Raw genomic sequence first — 22,191 nt, 5'->3', positions numbered from 1 at the left:
TCAGTCGCTCTCGCCCCAGTCGCGGCGCACGATGACGGGCGGGGCCATGCCGGCCGACGGCGCGCCGCCATTGGCGTCGATGAGCGAAACTGCCGTCAAAAACCCGTCCCCCATCGTCACATTCGTCGTCAGCGTCAGCCAGCGGCTTGTCACCCCCGCCTGCTCGGCGACATCGCTCGGCGGCTTGCGGCGGTCGAACGCCGGCGCCTCCCAGAATCGCATGCTGCTGCCATAGCCGCCCGGGGGCCGCGCGGCTAGCGCCGCCCGCGCGGTCGCGAGGTCGATTTCACCTGGCCACAGCATCGCGACAAGCGGCGCCTGCCCCGTGCCGAGCGTGTTGACGTTGAGCTTGACCGGGTCGGTCGAGGGCAGCGCGCAGACCCAGGGTTCGAGCCGCGCATAGAGTTTCGCGCTGATCCCGCGCACCGCGCGCAACTCGCTGACATGCGCCATCTTGCGGTTCGCGGGCAGATACGCCTCCGGCAGCGACCGATAGACATTATCCTCGGCGCCGAGGCGCCCTTCGTTGCTGTCGCTATCGATCCAGTCGGCGGCGGCGCCCGCGATCGCCTGCGCCTCGCCGTCCTCGATGCCGATCAGCGTCATTAATGCGGCGAATTGCCGCTGCGCGCCCATACGCTGCGTCAAGCGTCCCGGCACCGTTTCGGCGACCAGACTGTTGAGGTTGAAGCAATTATTCGCATCGGTCAGCCGCGCGCGCCCCTCCCCGCCGGGCAGTGGCAGCACGAAATCGCGCCCCAGCCAGCCACCCGCCAAGGTCAGTTTGGCCCGATCGCGCCCGACCAGATCGGTAACACGGCCAAGCGCAATCTGTTCGGCGGCAAAGCTGTAGGCGCGTCCCTGATCGACCGTCGCCGCACTGCCCGCGATCCGCGTCGCCAGCGTCAGCCGGTCGAGCGCGGTCGCCGCGATCACCGCCATCACGGCGACGAGCAGCAAGACGCTGAGCAAAGCGGCACCGCGTTCGCCCGGCGAGGTTTTCATGGCGCCTCCTCCGCCAACGCGGGTGGTGGAAGCAGGGTCGGTGCGGTCAGGAACAGCATCGTCAGCGGCGGCCGCTCCGTACGGCTGATGCGCACCTCGACCGCGCGCGGCAGGCGGTCGCCCGGTTCGGATGTCCAGCTGTCGCTCCACCTCCCCGCATCGTCGCGATAACGCAACCGCGCCGCCGCCACCTCGGCCAGCAGCCGGTCGCCCTCGCCCAGCGCGACCCCGTCGAGCATCGGCTGCGTCGCACGCCGCCATTCGCTGCCGACGAGCGCATAGCCGACGCGCTCGACCGCGGGCCGCGGGGAGCCGTCGAGCGCCGACGCGCCCGCGTGGACAAAGGCAAAGCCGGTCGCGGACCCGACAAACGCCGGCACCGCCTCGCCCGCCGGCCCGCGCGTCGGCCGCTGCACCGCCTGCGCCAGATCGTTCGCCATCACCGCGCGCACGCGGTTCATCCCGCTCATCCCCTTGAGCCGCTCCTGCACCGCCTCCTGCGTATCGATGCTGCTGCGGAGCAGGCCGACGCCGATCGCCGCAATTGCTGCAAACAGCGACAGCGCGACGAGCATCTCGACGAGGGTGAAACCGCGTTCGCCTGCTCCCGCTTCCGTTCGTGCTGAGCTTGTCGAAGCACCGTTCTTCTTTTTCGACGTCGCCAAGAAAGAACGGCCCTTCGACAAGCTCAGGGCAAACGGGTTGGTGAGTGCGGTGCCGAATTTCATCGCGCGGGCCGAATGATCGTCAGCGCCGCCTGCCCGCCGCCGTTTTCGGGCCGGACGAGCAGGTCGATGCGCAGCAGCCCTGCGTCGGCGGTTTTCGTGACGCGCTGGTCGACGCGCCAGTTGCGTCCGGCGTTGGCGACGCCGATCGCACTGGTGCCGATCGTCGGCGGCGCGGGGTCGGTCCACAGCTCGACCGCGCGATTCTGCGCCACGATGCCCGCGACGGTGCTCACATCGAGGTCGCCCGCAGTGCGCACCGCATAGGCGTCGAGCCGCACGAGCGTCAGCGCGGCAATACTGATGATGCTCAAGGCGACGAGCATTTCGAGCAGGGTGAAGCCGCGCTCGCCGGGAGGCGCTGCATCACCGCCCACGGCTGATCTCCCCTGTCGCCGACACCCGCACGATCTCGCGCGCATCGCCGCCTGACAGCACGAGTGCTTGGGGCGTCGGGCTTGTGCCGACGCGGTCGAACAGGATGCGGGCGACTCCCTGCCCCCCCTCGGCCGAAAAGGCGACGTCGGCGGGCCAGCTGCGCTGTTCGAAGGGGCGGCCGGGCAGTGGTAGCCACTCCCCCGCGATGCGGCGTTCGAAGCCGTAACCCGACGGCGCGAAGCGAACCGCGACGCTGCGCCCTTCGATCACCGCGACGTCGCGCGCGGCGGCCAAGCGCGCGGCGAGCCGGTCGGCCTCGCTGCGCACGCTTCGTTCCTCGCCGGGGATCGTCAGCACCACCGCGGTCGCCGCGAGCGCCAGTATCGCGAGCACGACCATCAGTTCGACCAGCGTAAATCCGTTGGCGTCGGGACGCGCGCGCGCGCGGGCTTTAGCCGTCGCTGCGAATATCCGCATTTTCGTCGGTCCCGCCGGGGGCGCCGTCGGCGCCGAGCGACCAGACGTCGAACGCCTTGCCATTCGGCCCGGGCGCCTGATAATTATAGGGGTGGCCCCACGGATCTTCGGGCAGCCGCTTGACATAGCCGCCGCGGCGATAGCGTTCGGGCTGCGCGAGCGCGGGCGGCGCGGCGACGAGCGCATTAAGGCCATCGGTCGAGGCCGGATAGGTCAGATTGTCGAGCCGATATTGTTCGAGCGCGGTTTCGAGCGTCGCGATGTCGGCCTTCGCCTTTGTCACCATCGCGCGGTCCTGGCTGGGCAGGACGTTGATCATCACCACGGTCGCGAGCAGCCCGATGATGAAGATCACGACCATCAATTCGGTCAGCGTGAAACCTCGCTCGCCCTTTTTGCGGCGGCGGGACAGCGGCGAACGCCCCCGCCCCGAAACGGAGGTGTCGAGCATGAGGCGAAGAAATAGCTGCATCAACGACATTTATTACAGTCCGGCTAGATTCTGCAACTGAAGGATCGGCAGCAGAATGGCGAGGATGATGAGGGCCACGCACGACCCCATAACGACAATTATGACAGGTTCGAGAAGCGCCATCGACGCGGCGGTGAAACGGTCGAACTCGCGCTCCAGATAATCGGCGGCGCGTTCGAGCATCACCTCGAGCCGCCCGGCGCTTTCACCGCTCGCGGTCATGTAGACGAGGAGCGGCGGAAACACCCCGGCATCGCGCAGCGCCGCCGACAGGCTGCCGCCCGCGCGCACCTGATCGACAAGTCCCGCGGTCGCGCTCGCCAGCGCGGCGTTGCGGATCGTCGGCAAGGTCAGCCGCAGCCCTTCGACCAGCGGCAGGCGGCTCGACACCATCGTCGCCAGCGTGCGCGCGAACCGCGCGGCGTAAAGATCGCGGAGCAGGCGGCCGAGCAGCGGCAGGCGCAAAAGCCGCGCATCGACACGCGCCTTGAACGCCGGTCGCCGCATCGCCGCCACCCAGCCGAACGCCGCGGCAACCATCAGCAGCGCGATCAGCCACCACCAGTTCGCGGCAAAGCTCGACACGCCAATCACCGCGCGCGTCAGAAAGGGCAACTGCTGGCCGGTGTCGGTAAATTGTTCGACGACGCGCGGGACGACGAAGATCATCAGCGCCGCGACGACGCCGATCGCGACGATCGCGAGCACGATCGGGTAAGCGAGCGCGGCGATCAGCTTGCCGCGCACCTCAGCCTGGCGCTCCAGCAGGTCGGCAAGCCGCGCGAGGATCACCGTCAGGCTGCCCGTCGTTTCGCCCGCCGCGACCATCGCGCGATAGAGCGGCGGAAAGCTTCCCGGCTGGCGCGCCATCGCATCGGCAAGGCGCCGTCCTTCGAGCAGCCCGGCGTGGACGTCGCCGATCACCGCGCGCGCGCTTTCGGCTTCGCTCTGGCGCGTCAGCGTGCGCAGCGCCTCTTCGAGCGGCGCGACTTCGGCCAGCGTCGCGAGCTGGCGCGTGAACAGCGCCAGTTCCTTGCGGCCGAGCCGGTCCTTTCGAAACGCAAGCAGCGAACGCCCTGACGCGACTTTCGCTCCCGCTTCTTCGACCGCGACGATATGGAACTTGCGGCGGATCAGGTCGGCGCGCGCGGCATCGTCGTTCGCGGCGGTCAGCCGCCCCTTGCGCTCGCGGCCTGCGGGATCGATCGCCACATAGCGATAATCAGGCATCGACATCCTCGCGCCGCGCCACGCGGATCGCTTCCTCGGCGGTCGTCAGCCCCTTCGCAACCATCGACCGCGCCGCCGAGGCAAGCGTCGGCGATTTCAGGAAAGCGTGTTTCGCTATCATCGCCTCGTCGCCGCCGGCATAGATATAGCGGCGCACCGTCTCGTCGACCTTGATCGCCTCGAATACGCCGATGCGGCCCTTGAAGCCCGTGCCGCCGCACGCGGCGCAACCCTTGGGCCGCCAGATGACGGTGCCAATGTCGAGCCCCAGCATCGCCGCCACGCTGTTGTCGGCCTGCACCGGCTCGCGGCACTGGTCGCACAGCTTGCGAACCAATCGCTGCGCGATCACCGCGCGCAGGGTCGAGGCAAGGAGGAAGGGTTCGACCTTCAGGTCCTTCAGGCGCGTGATCGCCCCCACCGCATCATTGGTGTGGACGGTCGATAGCACGAGATGGCCCGTGAGCGACGCCTGCACCGCAATGTCGGCGGTCTCGCGGTCGCGGATTTCGCCGACCATCACGACGTCGGGATCCTGGCGCAGGATCGCGCGCAGCCCCGCGGCAAAGTCGAGGCCGACCTTGCTGTTTACCTGCGTCTGTCCGACGCCATCGACGGCATATTCGACCGGGTCTTCGACGGTCAGGATGTTGCGCTGGCCATCGTTCAATTGTTTGAGCGCCGCATAGAGCGTCGTCGTCTTGCCCGATCCGGTCGGCCCGGTAACGAGAATAATGCCATTGGGTTCGGCCAGCGCCTCGCGCAAAATGCGGTCCGCCTCGCCCGACAAGCCAAGCACGTCGAAGTCGATCCCCGCGGCGTCCTTGTCGAGGATACGCATGACGACGCGCTCGCCCGCACGGCTCGGCAGCGTCGAAACGCGCACGTCGACCGCCTTGCCCGCGAGGGTCAGCCCGATGCGGCCGTCCTGCGGCACGCGGCGTTCGGCGATGTCGAGCCGCGCCATCACCTTGATGCGGCTGACGACGACGGGCGCGACGTGGGGTGGCATCCGCAGATGCTCGCGCAGCACGCCGTCGGCGCGCATCCGCACGACCAGCCCGCTTTCATAGGGTTCGATATGGATGTCGCTGACGCCCTGCCGCACCGCTTCGGCGATGATCGCGTTGATCAGGCGGATCGCGGGGGCATCGTCGGCGCTGTCGAGCAGGTCTTCGGCGCTGGGGATGCCGAGGTCGAGGCCGTCGCTGCCGACCGACCCCGCCATCGCCGCGGCCGAGCTGTCGATCGCATAATGATCGGAGAGCAGCCGGTCGAAATCGGGGGCATCGGCGGTCGCGACGCGCAGCGGCTGCGACAGATGGCGCTTCACCTCGATCAGCACCGTGGGATCGCTGCCTTCGCGCAAGGTCGCGAGCCACACGCCGTCGTCGCCCGGCGCGATGACGACGCCGTGCGCGCGCGCAAAGCCATAGGGGATGTCGACCGGCACCGCGGCGGGTGCGGCCGGTTCGCTGTCGCTCACGGAATGTCTCCGGTGGGAGGCGCGGGGGCCTGCGAAACCGATGGCGGCACGTCGGTCTGGATCACGGCGCCGTCCGCGCCGCGCAATTGGGGCAGGTTGACCGGCCCGACGGTCACATCGCCCGGCGCCGGCGGCGACGGCGGGGTCGCGCCCATATAGTCGCGCACCAGCGTGTCGATCGCCGGTTCGACATCGGGATTCCGTTCGAGTTGGAAATTGCGGATATAGCCATAGCGCCGCGCGGTGAGCGCAGCATTGTCCTCGCGGCTTTTCAGGATCGTCGGGCGGATGAAGACCATCAGATTGGTTTTCGACCGCGTGCGGCTCCGCGATTTGAACAGCTCGCCGAGCAGCGGAATGTCGCTCAATAGCGGGATACGCTCGATCGTCTTGCGCTCGTCGTCGTTGAGCAGCCCGCCGATCGCCAGAATTTCGCCGTCATCGACGGTGAGTACCGTCTCGAACGCGCGCTTGTTGAGGATGAGGTCGCTGTTGCGCGACGACACCGGCCCCGCGACGCTCGACACTTCCTGGCGCAGGAACATCTTCACTTCGCCCGCGCCGTTGACCTGCGGCGTCACCTCCAGCTTGATGCCGACCTCTTCGCGCTGGACGGTGCGGAAGGCGTTTTCGAAATTGTCGCCCAGCTGTTCGCCGGTGGTAATCGGCACATCCTGTCCGACGAGGAATTTCGCCGCCTGATTGTCGAGCGTCACGATATGCGGAGTGGCGAGCAGGTTCGACGTCGTGTCCGATTTCACCGCGTTGATGATCGCGCCGAAGATGGTGTTCTTGCCAATGTCGCCCGCAAAACCCGCGAAGCCGCCCGTCGCCGACAGCAGCTGCGCCGCCGCCGCTTCCTGCAACGCATCGCCGAGCGCGCTCGTCGTCTGGGTGACGACGGTGGTGCCGTCGGTAGTCGTCGTTTCCTCGCTGATCCGCGTCGAGGCATAGGCGCCGCCCAGGGTCAGGATATTGGGCGAGGCATTGCTGTAGCTCGTCGCGACGAAGGGGATATTCTTGCCGCCGAGCAGGAACTGGACGCCCAGCCGTTTGGCCGCGTCGTCGCCGATCTCGACAACAATCGCCTCGACGAGAACCTGCTGTCGCCGTGCGTCGAGCTGACGGATCAGCTCACCGAGCATCCGCTGTACTTCGCTGTTCGCCGCGACGATGATCGCGTTGGCGCCCTCATAGCGCGTGACGATCGCCGGGCCGCGCGTCGAGATGCTGCCCGTCCCGCCGGCGCCCGTCGAGTTTGACGCGGGCGCCGCGGCTGCTGGCGCGGCGTTGCTGCCGCTCCCCGACGAAGATTCCGATGCTGGCGGCAATCCCGCCTTTTGCGCCGGGTCGCTGCCGCCGCCGATCAGCTGTTGCAGCGTCGGCAGCAAGGTTTCGGCATTGGCATGTTCAAGCCAATAGACGCGCAGCTCCGTGCCGCCCGCCGCCTTGGCATCAAGGTCGTTCGCCATCGCCACGAATCGCGCGACGAGCGATTGATCGCCGCGCAGCGCAATCGCGTTACTGCTGTCGATCGGCACGATTGCTACCGGTGCCTGCGCACCCTCGCCGGCCGCGGGAACGAGCGCCTGGAGCGCCGCGGCAATCTCGCGCGCGCCGGCATTTTTCAGCGTCACGATCTGGCTGGTCGAACTGTCGCGGTCGATGCTCGCTGCGAGCGATCGGATCCGGCGGATATTGTCGGCGAAATCGGCAACCACCAGGCTGTTGGCGTTACGATTGGCGGTGAGCGACCCCTGCGGGCTTACCAGCGGGCGCAGCGTTTCGACCGCGGCCACCGCGTCGATGTGGCGCAGGCGGATGATTTCGGTGACGAACTGATTCTGTGCCGCCCCGCTGCTGCCGATGCGGCCGGGCTGCGCCGCGGCGCCGTCGATCGGCTGGACGCGATAGGCGCCGTTCGGCCCCGGCACCGCGACGAGGCCGTTCGAGCGCAGCGTCGCGAGGAAAATCTCGAAATATTCGCTGCGCGACAGCGGCCGATCGGTAACGACCGACACCTTGCCGTTGACGCGCCCGTCGATGACGAAGGTCCGCCCGGTGACCCGCGCCGCATCCTGAATGAAGGCGCGAATGTCGGCGTCGCGAACGTTCAGCGTATATTGGGCAAACGCCGGCGCGGGGCTCGCGGAAACGAGCGCGGCGGCGAGCATCAGGGACAGTTTGAGACGCATAAAACCTATTGCTTTGAGAGGAAGAGGGCGACGGGAACGACGCTGGCGCCGCGTTCGACTTCAAGCGCGATGCGCGCGCCCGGCACAAACTGGTTGGCGAGCGCGGCGGCATCGCTCGCCGACGCGATCGGGCGGCCGCCGACCGCGCGAATGACATCGCCCGGACGCAGCCCCGCCGCGCGGAAGGTGGCGCCGTCGCCCGTCGGCTGGACGACGACGCCGGTGACGCGGTCGTTTTCGGTGCGCGGCGCAAAGGCGACCCCGGCCTTGACCGCCGCCGCGGTCAGTTCGCCGCTGGCCGCCGCGGCACCGACCTGGGCCGTCGGCGCAGGCAAGGGCGTCGCTGGACTCGTGACCGCCGCAGCACCGCTCTGGTCGAGGAACAGGCTTTCGCGCGCTCCGCCGCGATCGAGGAGCACATGGTCGAAGGCAACGCCCGCGAGCTTCAGCCCCGGCGCAATCTCTTCGCCGACAGCGTAACTGGTTTGCACCCCGTCCTCGCCCGCGATGATCGCCGAACCGCCGCCCGTAGCTTCGTTGAGGTTAATGCCAAAGAGAGTCAGGCCCGCCGACGTGACCGTTGCCGTCGCCGGTCCCTGCGCCGCGCCGCGAAAAAAGGGATCGAGGCTGGTGAACAGCGCGCGCCGTTCGGCGAGCGACGCGATCACCGCCGTCTGCGGCTGCCACGGGCCGAGCGGCGATACCGGGGTCAGCAGCACCCAGAGCAGCCGAACGGCCTGCCACAAAAGCAGCGCGCCGAGCAGGCCGACCAGCAATTGCGGCCAGATCGCACGCGGCGAACGGCCGCGCGCGCGCAGCCATGACGGCAGGGCGCGGGGCAACCGAACGGCCGATCGGGACATCAGCGTCGCCATGAAAGTCTACCTGTCCCCCAACTGATGCGCTGTGCCTCGCGAATCGCCTAATGACGATCGGTGACAATCAGTTGACGGGAAGATTACAGTTTTTTGTCAGCCGGGCGAGTCCGACGAGACGGGTGGGGCCAAAGCGCCGGATCGGCAACTCCGTCATCCCGGCGAAGGCCGGGATCTCGCCGATGCCTGAAATCCATCCGGTGAGATCCCGGCGTTTGCCGGGATGACGATTCAACTTACCGATAATCGCGTTCCAGGCGTCAGAATTTCAGCGACGCGCTGAGCGAGAAGGTCCGGCCCAGCTTGTAACGGTTGAAAAATATCCTGTTGTCGCCCGCTTCCTGCACTTCCTTGTAGATGCGCCCGGTCAGGTTGCGCGCCTCGAACTTCAGCTCGATTTCCTTGTTGAGCAGATTAATTCCCTGCCGCGCGACGAAATCGACCGAAATGCCGGGTTTTTCGCGAATGTCGGGCTGTCCCGACGGGCCGCGACTGGTGACGCGCGGGCTGGCGTAGGTAATGAGGAAGGTCTGCTGCGACAGCTTGTCCTGATCCTCGAGCCCGATCTGGACATTGACAAGATGGTCCGACTGACCGGTCATCGGCGCGCCGTCGAAAAAGAAGTTGCCCGCTTCCTGCACCACGCCATTGATCACGGTCGTATCGCCCGGACCAACCTTAATCTCCGACTTGGTGTAAGTGTAATTGCCGATCAGAACGAGGCGGCGGCTCTGCCAGAAGGGCGCGTCCGACAGCGTGTCCAGCGGAACATGTTTCTGCACTTCGAATTCGGCACCATAGAGCGTCGCCTTTGGCGCGTTGGCATAGCTGCTGTTCACCGACGAATCCGAGATCGAGGTATAGGTTTCGATGGGATTGTCGATCGACTTGTAGAATCCGGCGACGGTCAGGCGCTGATCCCGGTCGAAATACCATTCGTAGCGCGCTTCGGCGTTCCACAGCTCGCTGTCGGTCAGCGACGGATTGCCGCGGAACAGGCGGCTCGAATCGGGATCCTGATAGACCTGCGCCACCAGTTCGCGAAACTGGGGGCGCGCGATCGTTTTCGACCCGTTGAGGCGCAGCTGCATGTCGGGCGCGACTTCCCAGGTCAGCGTGACCGCGGGCAGCCAATAGTCATTGTCGAGGTTGGTCGCGACGATCGCCGACGATCCCGTCCCGAACAGGTCGATCGGCACGACGGTCTGCTTCGCTTCCTCATACCGCACACCGGCGTTGACGTTGATCCCGGCCGCCAGCTCGGCCTGCACCTGCGCGTAACCCGCGTGGGTCGTCAGGCCGGCGTCGAACGCCGCGGTGCCGTCCTGCGCCGAGGTTTCGAGCAGCGAAATGTCGTAAAGCTGGATCGTCGCGTCGGAGAGCAGGTAATCGGGACGAAGCTGCTGCACCGAAACCGGCAGGTTGGACGCACGGAACTGAAAGGTCCGGCGTTCGGAAATGCGGTGCGTATCGCTGTAGGCATAACCGACCGTGGCGGTGATGCGCGGCGCGACTTCGTATGACAAATCGACGCCGCCCGACCAAAGATCTTCATTCAGGTCCGAAAAGGAGATCGTCGCATCGCCGCGGTTGCCGCCGAGGTCGTTGACGAACTGATCGCCGACCGGATCGCCCGGCTGGTTGGTGCGCACATAGGTGAAGCCGCGCTCATAGGGCGCCTCGCGCTGCGAATTGGCATAGCTGCCGCGCAGGTCGAGCTGGAAACGATCGAAATCGAGTTCGGCCACCAGCTGCGTGTTGATCAGCTGGCGTTCGTACCACGCCGTGTCCTGCTTCATGATGTCGCGGTCCGACTGGTTGGCATCGGTGCCGAGCGCAAGGCGCGCCTGCTTCAGCGTGTCGCGGATATAAAGGTTGGTCCAGCGGATCTTGTGATCGCCAAGCTCGAGCCCAAGGCCGAGCAGTCCGTTCACGACGATGCGATTGTCGGTGATGACGCGGTTATAGCTGGTCTGCGGGTCGCCCGACAGGTCGTCGTTCACCGACGTCTGTTGCAACGTATCGCGCGTGCGCCACTTGTTGCTGATCCCCGCCGTAGCAATGATCCCGAGCTCGCCGTCGGGAAGCTGGATCGTCGTGCCACCGGTGATGCCCGCCGACCAATTGAACGGGATGTGGTTATTCTGTTGCAGCAGCGTGGTTTCGGCGTTCACCAGCTCCATCTGGATCGCTTCGAGGTCATCCTGGGTGAAGTCGGCGCCCTCGATAATCGGCCTGCCGCTTTTCAACGCCGCCTTCAGCAGCGGCGGAACGTCGCGCGTGCCGTCGTCGAAGCCCGTCCAGTCGGTGTCGCTGCCATAATAGGTATAGCCAAGTTCGTTCGTCGTCTCGCTGTCCCAGCCGATGCCGCCCGAAAAGGTCAGGAAGGTTTCGCGCGGGGTCGCCTTGGTCGTGAGGTTGATCACGCCGCCGCCGAACTCGCCGGGGAAGTTCACCGAGAAACTCTTTTGCACGAGCGTCGAGTCGATGACGTTGGTGGGAAAGATGTCGAGCGGGACCACCCGCTTCAAGGGCTCGGGGCTCGGCAGCGGCGACCCGTTCAAAAGCGCGAGCGAATAACGGTCGCCAAGACCGCGCACATAAACAAAGCCCCCGCCGACGACCGACAGGCCGGTCACGCGCTGGAGCGAACCCGAAATATCGCCTTCGCCGGTGCGCGCGATGTCGGCCGACGACAGCGACGATACCACCTCAGGTGTCGCGCGGACGATATTCGGAGTGTAGCGGCCGGTTACGACGATTTCCTGATCGGCGCCGCCGGGAATCGAAATATCGCCGTCCTCGTCGGCGGGCGCCGCGTCGTCGGGGCCCGTTGCTTGGGCGGCGGGCGGCGTATCGGCAGCGGGTCCGGCGCTGGCGTCCTGCGCCAGCGCGGCGGGCGCGACGAGCGCGGAACTGAGGAGAAGCAGGCTGGCGAAGATCGGCCGCTTGGTCATGGTGAAAGTCCCCAAGGAATATGCAGGAAGGGAGCGGGCCAGCCCGTCAGGCGTGCCCGCTCCCCGATTGGATCGCGAGCGATCAGGTCGTCGGGATGGCGCTGCAGCTGCCGCTCGACGTGCCGAAGTTCGCGGTCGCCGAATTGCAGGTCCAGCCCTGGTACCAGGTGTCATTGGCGTCGCGGACGGCGCCGACATAGGCCGTGGTGTCAAAGAAGGCGTTGATCGTCTTGGCGTTGAACGGAGCGAAAGCCGTTTCGGTCGCGCCGTTGACGAACAGGCTGGTCAGGCTGGGCGTATAGTCGAAGCGGTTGTTCGTCCCGGCGTTGAAGATCGCCTGAACTTCCGCGTCGCTCACCGCCGGACTGCCGCCGCCGCGGAACGGGCGCGACGCACTGCACTTCGCCGACACCGAGAAGAAGCGCGGCGGCCCCTGTTCGTCGGTTCCGGTCGTCTGCGTCGTTGACGTGCTGTCGATGCGGAAACACGACGTGTCGGTCGTCAGCAGGCCGTTTGCGAAGGTGTAATCGGCCCCGCCGCGAATGCGGATCGCAGCGGCGTTGCTGTTGTTCGCGTTGCGGTGGATGAAGGTGAAGTTCGAAATGGTGACGTTCTGGCGCGGAACCGCCTGTTCATTGCCGTCCGAATCGATTTCCATCATCGAATCGCCCACCGCGCCGCCGGCACGGCCAATAGCGATCGCATATTGGATATTGCCCTTGTAACCGACGTCGGTGTCAAAGCTGTCGTCCTCGGCACCGGTGACGATCATATGCTTGAAGTTCGGCCGGCCGCCGAACACTTCCATGCCGTCGTCCGAGCTGTTGTGGATCTGGATATGGTCGAACTGGGTACCCGAACCGACGCCCGAAGGGGTCAGACCCTGCAATTCCTTGTCGGCGCTGAGAATGAAGCCCGAGTAGCGGATCTGCACATAGGACATGCGGCCCGAATTGTCGGCCGGCTGCGCGCCGCCATAGAGCGCGTTCGACGTACCCTCGGTGTCGCGTTCGCAGGCGACAGTGCCTTCGGCCGCGCCGGGCGCGAGGCAGTCGGTAATCGGCGCACGACCGAGCAGGACGACGCCGCCCCAAAGCTGTGACGTGTCGTCGCCCGCCGAACCGACGACATTGCCACGGCCGGTGAAGATGATCGGCTGCGTCGGGGTGCCGACCGCGTCGATCTTGTTGCCGCGATTGACGACGAGGTAGGACAGGCCCGTCGATCCGAAAATGGTCACGCCCGGATCGATCGTCAGCGTCGCGACGGTGTTGGTGCTCGCAGCGCCCTGGTCGGTGCCGACATCGACGCGGCCGGGGAGCGAATAGATGACACCCGCGACCTTCGGGATCGCCGTCGTCGCCGTGAAGCGTTCGGGGAAGCCGCAGTTGCGCCATTCGCCGCCGGGACCCGAAACGGTGCCAAGGTTGGTCAGCTGGTTCGGTCCGGCAATCGTCGGGCAGTTTGCGGCCGGGGTCACTCCGGTCGGGGTTGGCGTAGGCGTCGGGGTCGGAGTGGGGGTCGGCGCCGGTGGCGGGACGACGATCACGCCGTCGCCCGGCGACGCCACACCGTCGGCTCCGCAAGCGGCCAGAATGGAACAGGCCACGCCGCTGAGCATGACCATACGAATGCGTGCGAAAGCCGCCATGAAAATCTCCGTTCCCGGTGTGCGCGCCAATCTGGTTGAGCAGCGCCCCTGATGAAAAATAGGCCGCAGGCGAGCGAAACTGCCCCTCGCCCCCGGTGACGTCGCCACTAGGATGATTCGATGACGGTCTGACGCCAGAGCGGTGACAGTTGCGTGACTCTTCGGAGTCGGTTTGATGACAGCGCGGCAGACCTACGCGCCGCGCCTCAGCACGCGCGAAAATAAAAGCCGCGAAGCTCGCTTGCATCGCCCGGCAAGCTTTGCTAGGCGCCCGCTCCTACCTGGTACCGGACCCGTCCGGACCATCATGATGTGCGGTCGTGGCGGAACTGGTAGACGCGCAACGTTGAGGTCGTTGTGGCCGAAAGGCCGTGGAAGTTCGAGTCTTCTCGACCGCACCATCACCCCTCTGCCGCAATCGGTTATCGTCCGATTCCATCGGGCATCCGGGTATTTTTTGCACGGCACTGCGAGCGGTCGGGGCCTGTTACCCCCAATAAGTGGCTTGCCGCGCCGATCTGCGCAGCATCGGAGTCTGTCCCAGCTTTGGCCTCCATGCTGCGTCAGGCGGCGGTGAATATGACGCCGCTGCCTGACGCGATCCGGCCTAACGCGCCGCCGCCTCGCCCGGCCGGAGCAGCTTTTTAGGATCGATCCCGGGGCGCCATTCGCTCACCCTTCCTACGAATTTGCCTTGAATAACGGCGGGATCTTGCGCCATGATCGCGGCTGCCTCGTCCAGATTGCCCGCGACAAGGATCACCAGGCCGCCTTCGGACGTGCTCAGAGGTCCGGCGAGGATGATTACGCCGTCCTGCGCCAGCTGCCGCATATATCGTCCGTGATCGCCCAGCCCTTGCGCCGACAGCGGCTCACCGCGCTTCCACTCGGGGCCGGGATCATAAATGATGGCGAAATAGGTCCGACCGGCCCGTTGCGCGGCTTTACCGTCCGCCGCCGGGTTCGCGGCAGCTGCGTGCGGAAGCAATGCCACAGCCATCGCCGATGCGAACGCTGCTTTGATAAATCGGATAGTTTTCATAAGGACTGATCTCGCTTCGCGTTAAACGGGAAATCGATAATACCATACGGTATGGTATGTCAAACAGCGATGCGATGGCGATAATAGATAAAGCGGTGGGGGAAAAACGGGATGGCCAAGCAATTCAGCCGCAACGACTGGATCGCGCTCGGGCTGGCGCGGCTGCGCGAATCGGGCCCTGCCGCGCTGCGGATCGACGCGCTCGCCAGCGCCGCCGGACGGACGAAAGGGTCGTTCTACCATCATTTCTCCGACCTTCCCGACTATATCGGCGCGCTTGCCGACGAATGGCTCCGCACCGCAACGGTCGACCCCATCGCCGAAATCGAAAAAGAGGGCAGTGTCGAAGCCGTCCGAAAGGCGCTTGCCCGGTTCGCGAGCCGATTGGACCACGGTCTGGAACGGCAGATACGCCGGCTCGCTCAAAGCGACGACCGCGTCGATGCCGTCGTCCGCGCGTCCGACGAGCGACGGATTGCCTTTCTCGTCCAGCAATTTCTGACGCTGGGGCTGAGCGAGGAAGAAAGTCGGGAGCGTGCCAATATCCAGCACTGCTTCTTTGTCGGCCTTCAGATCGTGTTTCCCGACGCGGATGAGGGCTTTCGGCGCAAGCTCGACGCGGCGCTTGCCCGGTCGCTCTGGCCCGATGGCAGCCCCGGCGCCGCCAAATGACCAGGTGTCATTGCCAAAATCGCCCCCCGCAGGCGCTAGCCGACGGCATCCGCCTCCCCCGGCAGGTGGGGTTCGATGCGCGGCAGCAGACTGGCGCGCGGACGCGCCCAGGTCTGGTTGATCGTGTGGAGATTGTGCAGCATCTGCGCCGCCGCATCCCATATCGCCGCTTGGTGAGAATCACCCGCTGCGCTCGCGCGCGCGGCTTCGGCTCTGGCATGATCCTCGGCCGCTTCGCCGAACGCATCTTCCGCCGCGAGGACGGCCGCCCATATCGGGTCTTCGTTGCATATCGTCATCCGGCTATACTCCTGATATCTTCCGAAGCATCGGCTTGCGAAACGGGTAGCAGGGCGGGCGCGCCGGGGACTTGATCCATGTTGCAGCGATCGGAGGAGAGCTCAGGCCAAAAAGCCGATACTTGCGGAACCCGCGGCCGGGGCCGCTGTTCTGATGACGACGACTGACGCAGGGGGAGCATCGATACGCATGGATGATGACGGTCATGGTATGCGCTGGACAAGCGCCCGATCGCGTGCGGTGATGGAGGGCCGCCTCGGAATTTTCGTCCGCAAGCTGCTGAGCCACAGCCGCATTTCGACCGATGATCAGGCGGCGATCGCTGCGTTGCCCTTCAGCCTCCGTACGCTCGAACCCAATGCCTATATCCTGAACGAGGGTGAACGCGCCCGGATCTGCCCCGTCATCCTGTCGGGCTTTGCCTACCGGCAAAAAACATCCGCCGATGGCGGGCGACAGATTGTCGCGCTCAAGATCCCGGGCGACCCGCTCGATTTCCAGTCGCTCTACCTCGACCGTGCGGACCATAATCTTCAGGCCCTCACCAAAGTCGAACTGGCGATATTCTCGCTCCAGGATCTGGAACGCCTGGTTGCACCGCGCCCCTCGCTCGCGCGGGCCGTGTTCGTCGACGTTCTGATCGAAGCCTCGATCGGGCGCGAGTGGCTGCTCAATATCGGACGCCGCAACGCGTTGGCGCGTCTCGCCCATCTGCTCTGCGAGCTTCACTACCGGGTGGGGCAAATTTCCGGCGAAAATCTTGAAAGTTTCGAGGTGCCGTTGACGCAGGAACAATTGGCCGACCTGCTGGGACTGACACCCGTCCACATCAACCGAACGATCAAAGTTCTCGAGGACAGGGGGGCGGTAAAGCGCGTCAATCGCCGCCTGACGGTCGGCGATATTCGAACGTTGCGGCAAATCGCCGAATTTTCGGACATTTACCTGCATCGAAACAATGGTGCGGAGGGTTGATGGCAGGGAAGACCCAACCGTCAAGGAGCTGTTCCCCAATGCCGCGCTATTATTTCCACACCTGCGACGGAACGCAGGACATCGACCGGATCGGGCACGAGTTGCCCGACGACGATGCAGCCCGGCGGGAAGCGGTCCGTTACGGCGGCGGCCTCCTGTGCGATAATCCCGACATTGTCGGATGCGACGACGAACTTCGCATCACCGTCACCAAGGAAGATGGCAGCCTCAGCTGCGCGGTCATCGTGCTTGCCGTTGATGCCAATCATGTGCGCGAGAATGGCGGCATCATGACCAATCCGGGCGGCGTAGTGCCGCAATCGTGACGCGTGGAGGTCGCGGACGGGCGGCCGCCCTCTGACGGAGCGAATGAGTTGCTGCGACGAGGCCATGCGTGGGTCGCAGCACATCGCCCTCGCCGCAGCCTGCCCGGTTTAGTCGAGCCGAAACAATTGTCTTCAAACCTAGGTTAAGTCGCGCGGGGATAATTGGACGCGTCGGACGGAGGGGGAGCGGCCCGCCGTTCATGAGCGAAGTCTGTACCCATATTTTATGTCGAGACCCAGATCGCGAACGATGCGCAGACCGGCTGCCAGCGCGTCGCCGTCCAGTTCGCGAAGCGGCTTGCGCAGCGATCCGACGGGCAATCCGCACGCGCGCATCAGCGACTTGATCGCAACGGGGTTGATCGCCGAATAGTGAAAATGGAGCAAAGGCAGCAGGCTTAGATATTCGCGGCGAAACCGATCCGCGTCCGCCGCCTCGGTCCAGGGCTGCGATATCGCCGCCATCTCGGCCGGCGCCATGTTGCCGCCCATATTGGCGGTGCCGTGCCCGCCCAGCGCCATCGTCGGCACGACCAGCCCCAGATTGGGCGAATCGCAGCACATGACCGAAACGTCGGGCGCCGCCGCCAATATCTGCGCTACCTGCGCGACGCGGCCGGTCGATTCCTTGTGGATGACGATATTGGGATGGCGGAACAGGCGGAGCAACGCGTCCCAGTGCAGGTCGGTCTTTACCCGCGGCGGGTTGTTGTAGATACCGATCGGCAGCTCGACCGCGTCGGCGACCTCCAGATAGAAGGCCTCGATATCCGCCTCAGACGCGCAGATATAGGGCGGTGCCGCGATGATCGCGCCATCGGCGCCGTTGGCGGCGGCAAAGCGGACATTGTCGATCACCTTTTCGGCATGGGCGCCCGAACAGCCATAGAAAAACGCCATGCCGTCGGGGCGCATCTTCGCCGTTTCGACGATCACCTGCTTCTTTTCCTCGGGCGACAACAAGGTCGGCTCGCCGGTCGATCCCATGAACAGGATGGCGCTCGTGCCGTGGCGATGCTGATGGTCGATCAATGTCCGCCACGCGCCAAAGTCGATCGCGCCCCGATCGTCGAACGGGGTGACGCTGGCGACAAACGATCCTTCGACGCGGCTTTTGGACATGATAGGCTTCCTTTGTTCTGAGCGGCATCGGGAACGATGGGCGGGGACGGGCCGATCCGCCATTCGGAGTGGCGGATTTGGGATGCCGGCCCCTCGTAATGTCAAAAGCACCACTGATTTTTCGGGTGCAAAGGGGGCGGAATGTTGCAGTCCATTCACAAGCTCGCGCGCATCGCCTGTCTTGCCGCGGCGCTGCTGTGTGCGGGCGCGGCGCCATCGGGACTGGCGGCGGATGGCGAAGAGACGATCGTGCTACGCGCGGCACGGCTGTTCGACGGCACCAGCGAGCGGCTGCGCGGCGACGCAGTCGTGGTCGTGCGCGGCGGCCGTATCGTCGGCGTGGGCAGCAAGGCAGAGATCCCGCCGGCCGCGCGGACCATCGACCTGGGCGATGCGACCCTGCTCCCCGGATTTATCGACGTCCATTCGCACCTGACGCTGGAGCCCGATGCGAATTATTATCGCAAGTCGCTCAACGAGCTGATGCGCAATCCAACCGAAATGGCCTTTTATGCCGCCGCCAATGCCCGGCGGACGCTCGAGGCGGGCTTCACCTCGGTTCGTCACGTCGGCGGGCGCGAGTTCATCGACGTCGGACTGCGCAACGCCATCGCGGCGGGCCTGACCGACGGGCCGCGCATTCAGGCCGCGGGCAATGCGATCACCGCCACGGGGGGAAGCTGCGACCGCGCGCCCTACCCCGCGCACCGTGTCGCGCCGCTGACCCCGAGCGAGGGCGTGTGCACCGGCGCCGACCAGTGCCGCGAAGCGGTGCGCAGCCAGATCAAATGGGGGGCCGACACGATCAAGGTCTGCGCGTCGGGCGGCGTCCTTTCCTATGACCCCGTCGATGTGCCGCAACTCTCGCGCGCCGAACTCGACGCCGCGATCGGCGAAGCGCATCTGTGGGGGCGCAAGGTCGCCGCGCACGCGCATGGCGACACGGCGGCGCGCACCGCAATCGAGGCGGGCGTCGATTCGATTGAGCATGGCAGTTTTTTAAGCGCCGAGACGCTGGCGCTGATGAAGGAAAAGGGCGTCTTCCTCGTCCCCACTTTCATGGCGCTCGACTGGGTTGCGTCGAACGCCGACACCTATCCCGCCAATATCGCCGCCAAGGCGCGCACCGCCGCGGCGTCGCACGGCGACATGTTTCGCCTCGCGCTGCGCATCGGCGTGCCCGTGGCACTCGGCACCGATGCAACGGTGCGTCCCGACGGGCATGGGCGCAACGCGATGGAGTTCCGCCTGATGGTCGCGGCCGGAATGCGCCCTGGTGCCGCGTTGCTGGCGGGGACCAGCAACGCCGCGCGGTTGATGGGCATCGACGCCGACGTCGGCACGATCGCGGTGGGCAAACAGGCCGACATCGTCGCGGTCGCGGGCGATCCCATCGCCGACATCGCCGCCACCGAACGCCCGCTGTTCGTCATGCAGAAAGGCCGCGTGATCCGCGCGCGCTGATGCCGCCCCACCTGTGTCCGAAGGAAGTATCGATGCGTCGCGTTCTGACTCTCCTGCTGGTTGCTGCCAGCCCGTTGCCCCACGCCGCGACCGCTGCGGAAACGGAGACCGCCGCGCCGTCGCTGCTTCAGGTTCCGCGCCTCGATTTTACCAAGCGCGCGCTCGCGAACGGTGCGACCCTCTATGCCATCCGCGACACGGGCACTGCGACCGTGTCGATGAACATCTGGTACGACGTCGGCCAGCGCGACGATCCGCCGGGGCGCGGCGGCTTTGCCCATTTGTTCGAACATCTGATGTTCAAGACGACGCGCAACCTGCCCGGCACCGTGACCGAGGCGGTGACCGAAATCGGCGGCAGCACCAATGCATCGACGCTGTTCGACTATACCGACTATTATATGACCGTCCCCGCCAATCAGCTTCAGGCGATGCTGTGGATCGAGGGGGAGCGGCTGCGCAACCTCGTCGTCGACGAACAGCGGCTCCAGTCCGAACGCGAGGTCGTGAAGGAGGAATTGCGCCAGCGCATCCTGTCGCAACCCTATGGCCGCATCCTCTATATGCTGCTTCCCGCCTTCACCTTCGACGGCCATCCTTATGGACGGCCCATCGGCGGCTCGATCGAAGACCTCGACCGCGCGGCGCTCGCCGATGTGCGCGCCTTTCATCAGGCCTTTTACCGGCCCGACAATGCGATCTTCGTCGTATCGGGCAATTTCGATCCGCGTCAGCTCGACGAATGGGCCGATCGCTATATCGGATCGATCGCGCGTCCCACCGGCACCATCCCGCGCGATCCGGCGCAAGGCCGCCCGGTCGCCGCGCGCACGATCGACGCCTATGCGCCTGGCGTTCCCTTGCCCGCACTCGCATTTTCGTGGCGCGCGCCCTTTGCGGACGATACCGATGCGGCGGGAATCGAGCTGATCGACGCGCTGCTCACGCGCGGCGCGGCGGCGCGGCTGCGGCGCGGACTGGTCGACGAGCGCGGGCTCGCCTCGGCGATCACCAGTTACAACCTGCCGGCGCGCGACGGCCACGCCTTTTCGCTGGTCGTCACGCTGGCGAAGGATCGTACGCTCGCCGACGCCGAAGCCGCGCTGGCGGCCGAAATCGCCCGCCTGCGCGATGCGCCGGTATCGGCAGCCGAATTGGATGCCGCCAAGAACGGCCTGTTCGGCGACGCGCTTGCGCGCCGCGAAACCGCGCGCGGCCGGGCCTATGAACTGGGCGGCGGCGCGATATTGGCAAGCGATCCGCATCTCGCCGACCGGCGGCTCGCCGCGATCCGCGCGATGACGCCCGCCAATGTCCAGCGCGTCGCGCGAAAATGGCTGAGCGAAGCGCACCGCATCACGCTGCGTTACCGCGACGAGGCCGAACGGCCCGCGGGCTACACCGGCGACCGCGCCCCCGATCTGTCAGCGCTTGGCCCGACCATTCCCCCGGTCAGCGCACCGCCGGTGACGATTGCCGACGCTGCCGAACGCGCGGCGATCCCCGGCCCAGCCGCCGCGATCGCAACGCAGCCGCCGCAAATCGCCGATCGGCGACTTGCGAACGGTCTGCGCGTCGTCGTCGCCAAATCCTCCGACGTCCCGCTCGCGTCGCTGAAGCTCGTGATCGACGGCGGCGATGCCGCCGACCCCGCGGGACAGTCGGGCCGCGGCGACCTGGCGGCGGCGCTTGCCCTCAAGGGAGCAGGCCGCCGAACGGGCGATCAGATCGCCACGGCCATGGCGGCGCTCGGCGGCACGATCGCCGCCAGTTCGGATGCCGACGCGACGGTCTTTACCGCCAACGTCCCCGCCGCCAACGCCGCCGCCGCCGCGCGGCTTCTGGCCGACCTTGCGATCGCCCCCGCATTTCCCGAAGACGCGCTCACCGGGATTCGAAGCCAGCAGGTTTCGGGCATCGCCGTTGCGCGCAAGCAACCGATCCAGCACGTCGTCCGCACCCTGCCGCAGATCATGTTCGGCGATACCCCCTATGGCGCGGTCCCGACCGCAGACAGCCTGGCCGCCGTGACCCGCGACAGCATCGTCGCCGCGCAGCAGGGCTGGCATCCCGAACGGGCCACGCTGATCGTCTCCGGCGGACTGGGCGCCGACGAAGGATACAGGATCGCCGAACAGGCCTTTGGTGCGTGGAAAGCGGGCGGCTCCGAACCGGCACCCCGTCCGCGCGCCACCGCCGCCGCCGCGCCGCGGATCATCGCGATCGACATGCCCGGCGCTGCTCAGACCGCCGTGATCGCGGCGCTCGCCACCCCCGGGCGGAGCGACAAGGACTGGCTGGCGCTGCGCCTCGCCAATGCGCGGCTGGGGGGCGGCTTTCAGGGATGGCTGACGCAGGAGATTCGCGCCAAGCGGGGATTGAGCTACAGCGCGGGCAGCCTCTTCGATCTGCGCCGCGACGCCGCGCTGCTGATGGGCGCGACGCAGACCAAGAATGAATCGGCGGTCGAGGTCGCGGGGCTGATGCTCGACCAGTTCGCGCGGCTGGGACGCGAACCGATGGACGCCGCGCGGATCACCGAACGCGCCGCCTTTTTGGCGAACGGCGTGTCGAACCAGACCGAGCGGGCGGCGGGCCTCGCCACCTATCTGGCCGCGCTGGTCGCCAACGACACGCCGCTGGATCTGCTCGCGGCCGAACAGTCGGTGGAGGCGCTGCCTGCACCCGAACAGGTCGCCGCGGCAGTGGCGCGGCATATCCGCGCCGAGCGCGCGACGCTGATCGTTGCGGGCGATGCGGCGCAATGGATCGACGCGCTGCGCGCGCGCTTCCCGGCGGTGGAGCGCATCGACGCCGACGGCAAGCCCCTGCCCTGACC

At 66.3% G+C, this 22,191-nt stretch carries 19 protein-coding genes and 1 tRNA gene; 6 read left to right on the top strand and 14 right to left on the bottom strand.

The genetic code is table 11. The annotated features are described in order from the left end of the window. The 11 genes from gspK to VSX77_RS10490 all read right to left on the bottom strand — a co-directional run bounded on the left by gspK (window position 1) and on the right by VSX77_RS10490 (window position 13,451). The gene (gene gspK, locus VSX77_RS10540; RefSeq protein ID WP_338424562.1) at window positions 1–1,005 is read right to left on the bottom strand and encodes a type II secretion system minor pseudopilin GspK; all 1,005 of its coding nucleotides are present in this window, start codon (window positions 1,003–1,005) and stop codon (window positions 1–3) included. Further along, a complete protein-coding gene (gene gspJ / locus VSX77_RS10535; RefSeq protein WP_338424561.1) occupies window positions 1,002–1,733 on the bottom strand; it encodes a type II secretion system minor pseudopilin GspJ in 732 nt (243 codons plus the stop codon). The genes gspK and gspJ overlap by 4 nt, the downstream gene beginning before the upstream one ends. Continuing rightward, the gene (gene gspI, locus VSX77_RS10530) at window positions 1,730–2,107 is read right to left on the bottom strand and encodes a type II secretion system minor pseudopilin GspI (RefSeq protein ID WP_338424560.1); all 378 of its coding nucleotides are present in this window, start codon (window positions 2,105–2,107) and stop codon (window positions 1,730–1,732) included. The genes gspJ and gspI overlap by 4 nt, the downstream gene beginning before the upstream one ends. Then, window positions 2,097–2,585 carry a GspH/FimT family pseudopilin gene (locus VSX77_RS10525; protein WP_338424559.1) on the bottom strand — a complete coding sequence of 163 codons (489 nt, stop codon included), beginning with the start codon at window positions 2,583–2,585 and terminating at the stop codon, window positions 2,097–2,099. The genes gspI and VSX77_RS10525 overlap by 11 nt, the downstream gene beginning before the upstream one ends. Beyond that, window positions 2,560–3,066 carry a type II secretion system major pseudopilin GspG gene (gene gspG / locus VSX77_RS10520; protein ID WP_338424558.1) on the bottom strand — a complete coding sequence of 169 codons (507 nt, stop codon included), beginning with the start codon at window positions 3,064–3,066 and terminating at the stop codon, window positions 2,560–2,562. Before gspG ends, VSX77_RS10525 begins: the two co-directional genes overlap by 26 nt. Window positions 3,067–3,069: 3 nt before the next feature. Next, a complete protein-coding gene (gspF, locus tag VSX77_RS10515; protein WP_338424557.1) occupies window positions 3,070–4,287 on the bottom strand; it encodes a type II secretion system inner membrane protein GspF in 1,218 nt (405 codons plus the stop codon). Next, window positions 4,280–5,773 carry a GspE/PulE family protein gene (locus VSX77_RS10510; RefSeq protein WP_338424556.1) on the bottom strand — a complete coding sequence of 498 codons (1,494 nt, stop codon included), beginning with the start codon at window positions 5,771–5,773 and terminating at the stop codon, window positions 4,280–4,282. The genes gspF and VSX77_RS10510 overlap by 8 nt, the downstream gene beginning before the upstream one ends. Beyond that, window positions 5,770–7,968 (bottom strand): type II secretion system secretin GspD, encoded by a 2,199-nt coding sequence (gene gspD / locus VSX77_RS10505; protein WP_338424555.1) that lies wholly within the window; start codon window positions 7,966–7,968, stop codon window positions 5,770–5,772. The genes VSX77_RS10510 and gspD overlap by 4 nt, the downstream gene beginning before the upstream one ends. A gap of 5 nt (window positions 7,969–7,973) precedes the next feature. After that, entirely contained in the window at window positions 7,974–8,843 is an 870-nt protein-coding gene (locus VSX77_RS10500) for a type II secretion system protein N (RefSeq protein ID WP_422397216.1), read from the bottom strand. 260 nt (window positions 8,844–9,103) lie between these two features. Next, entirely contained in the window at window positions 9,104–11,800 is a 2,697-nt protein-coding gene (locus tag VSX77_RS10495) for a TonB-dependent receptor domain-containing protein (protein WP_338424553.1), read from the bottom strand. An 82-nt stretch (window positions 11,801–11,882) separates the two neighbouring features. Beyond that, window positions 11,883–13,451, bottom strand: coding sequence for a hypothetical protein (locus VSX77_RS10490; protein ID WP_338424552.1), 1,569 nt, complete (start codon window positions 13,449–13,451; stop codon window positions 11,883–11,885). Between the two features lie 314 nt (window positions 13,452–13,765). On the opposite strand from VSX77_RS10490, the gene VSX77_RS10485 reads away from it, so the two are divergent. Then, a tRNA-Leu gene (locus VSX77_RS10485) sits at window positions 13,766–13,852 on the top strand. A gap of 206 nt (window positions 13,853–14,058) precedes the next feature. Here VSX77_RS10485 and VSX77_RS10480 read toward each other — a convergent pair. Beyond that, the gene (locus VSX77_RS10480; RefSeq protein ID WP_338424551.1) at window positions 14,059–14,439 is read right to left on the bottom strand and encodes a YciI family protein; all 381 of its coding nucleotides are present in this window, start codon (window positions 14,437–14,439) and stop codon (window positions 14,059–14,061) included. Window positions 14,440–14,604: 165 nt separating this feature from the next. On the opposite strand from VSX77_RS10480, the gene VSX77_RS10475 reads away from it, so the two are divergent. Then, entirely contained in the window at window positions 14,605–15,165 is a 561-nt protein-coding gene (locus tag VSX77_RS10475) for a TetR/AcrR family transcriptional regulator (RefSeq protein ID WP_338424550.1), read from the top strand. Between the two features lie 35 nt (window positions 15,166–15,200). Here the strand turns inward: VSX77_RS10475 and VSX77_RS10470 are convergent, their stop codons facing one another. After that, window positions 15,201–15,464, bottom strand: coding sequence for a hypothetical protein (locus VSX77_RS10470; protein WP_338424549.1), 264 nt, complete (start codon window positions 15,462–15,464; stop codon window positions 15,201–15,203). Between the two features lie 190 nt (window positions 15,465–15,654). Here VSX77_RS10470 and VSX77_RS10465 point away from each other — a divergent pair, with 190 nt between their 5' ends. Both VSX77_RS10465 and VSX77_RS10460 read left to right on the top strand, forming a co-directional pair. Continuing rightward, window positions 15,655–16,440 (top strand): Crp/Fnr family transcriptional regulator, encoded by a 786-nt coding sequence (locus tag VSX77_RS10465; protein WP_338424548.1) that lies wholly within the window; start codon window positions 15,655–15,657, stop codon window positions 16,438–16,440. A 38-nt stretch (window positions 16,441–16,478) separates the two neighbouring features. After that, a complete protein-coding gene (locus tag VSX77_RS10460; RefSeq protein WP_338424547.1) occupies window positions 16,479–16,766 on the top strand; it encodes a DUF6894 family protein in 288 nt (95 codons plus the stop codon). Between the two features lie 198 nt (window positions 16,767–16,964). Here VSX77_RS10460 and VSX77_RS10455 read toward each other — a convergent pair whose 3' ends face one another. Further along, entirely contained in the window at window positions 16,965–17,888 is a 924-nt protein-coding gene (locus VSX77_RS10455) for a dihydrodipicolinate synthase family protein (protein ID WP_338424546.1), read from the bottom strand. A gap of 141 nt (window positions 17,889–18,029) precedes the next feature. Here VSX77_RS10455 and VSX77_RS10450 point away from each other — a divergent pair, with 141 nt between their 5' ends. Beyond that, window positions 18,030–19,352 carry a metal-dependent hydrolase family protein gene (locus VSX77_RS10450; protein WP_338424545.1) on the top strand — a complete coding sequence of 441 codons (1,323 nt, stop codon included), beginning with the start codon at window positions 18,030–18,032 and terminating at the stop codon, window positions 19,350–19,352. Between the two features lie 32 nt (window positions 19,353–19,384). Beyond that, entirely contained in the window at window positions 19,385–22,189 is a 2,805-nt protein-coding gene (locus tag VSX77_RS10445) for a M16 family metallopeptidase (protein WP_338424544.1), read from the top strand. The last annotated feature ends 2 nt before the right edge of the window (window positions 22,190–22,191 follow it).

It is taken from the genome of Sphingopyxis sp. TUF1, from assembly GCF_036687315.1.
In the GTDB taxonomy this organism is placed as follows: Bacteria; Pseudomonadota; Alphaproteobacteria; order Sphingomonadales; family Sphingomonadaceae; genus Sphingopyxis; species Sphingopyxis kveilinensis.
Note: the sequence above shows the minus strand (reverse complement) of the source record. Positions and strands in the feature narration are given on the sequence as shown.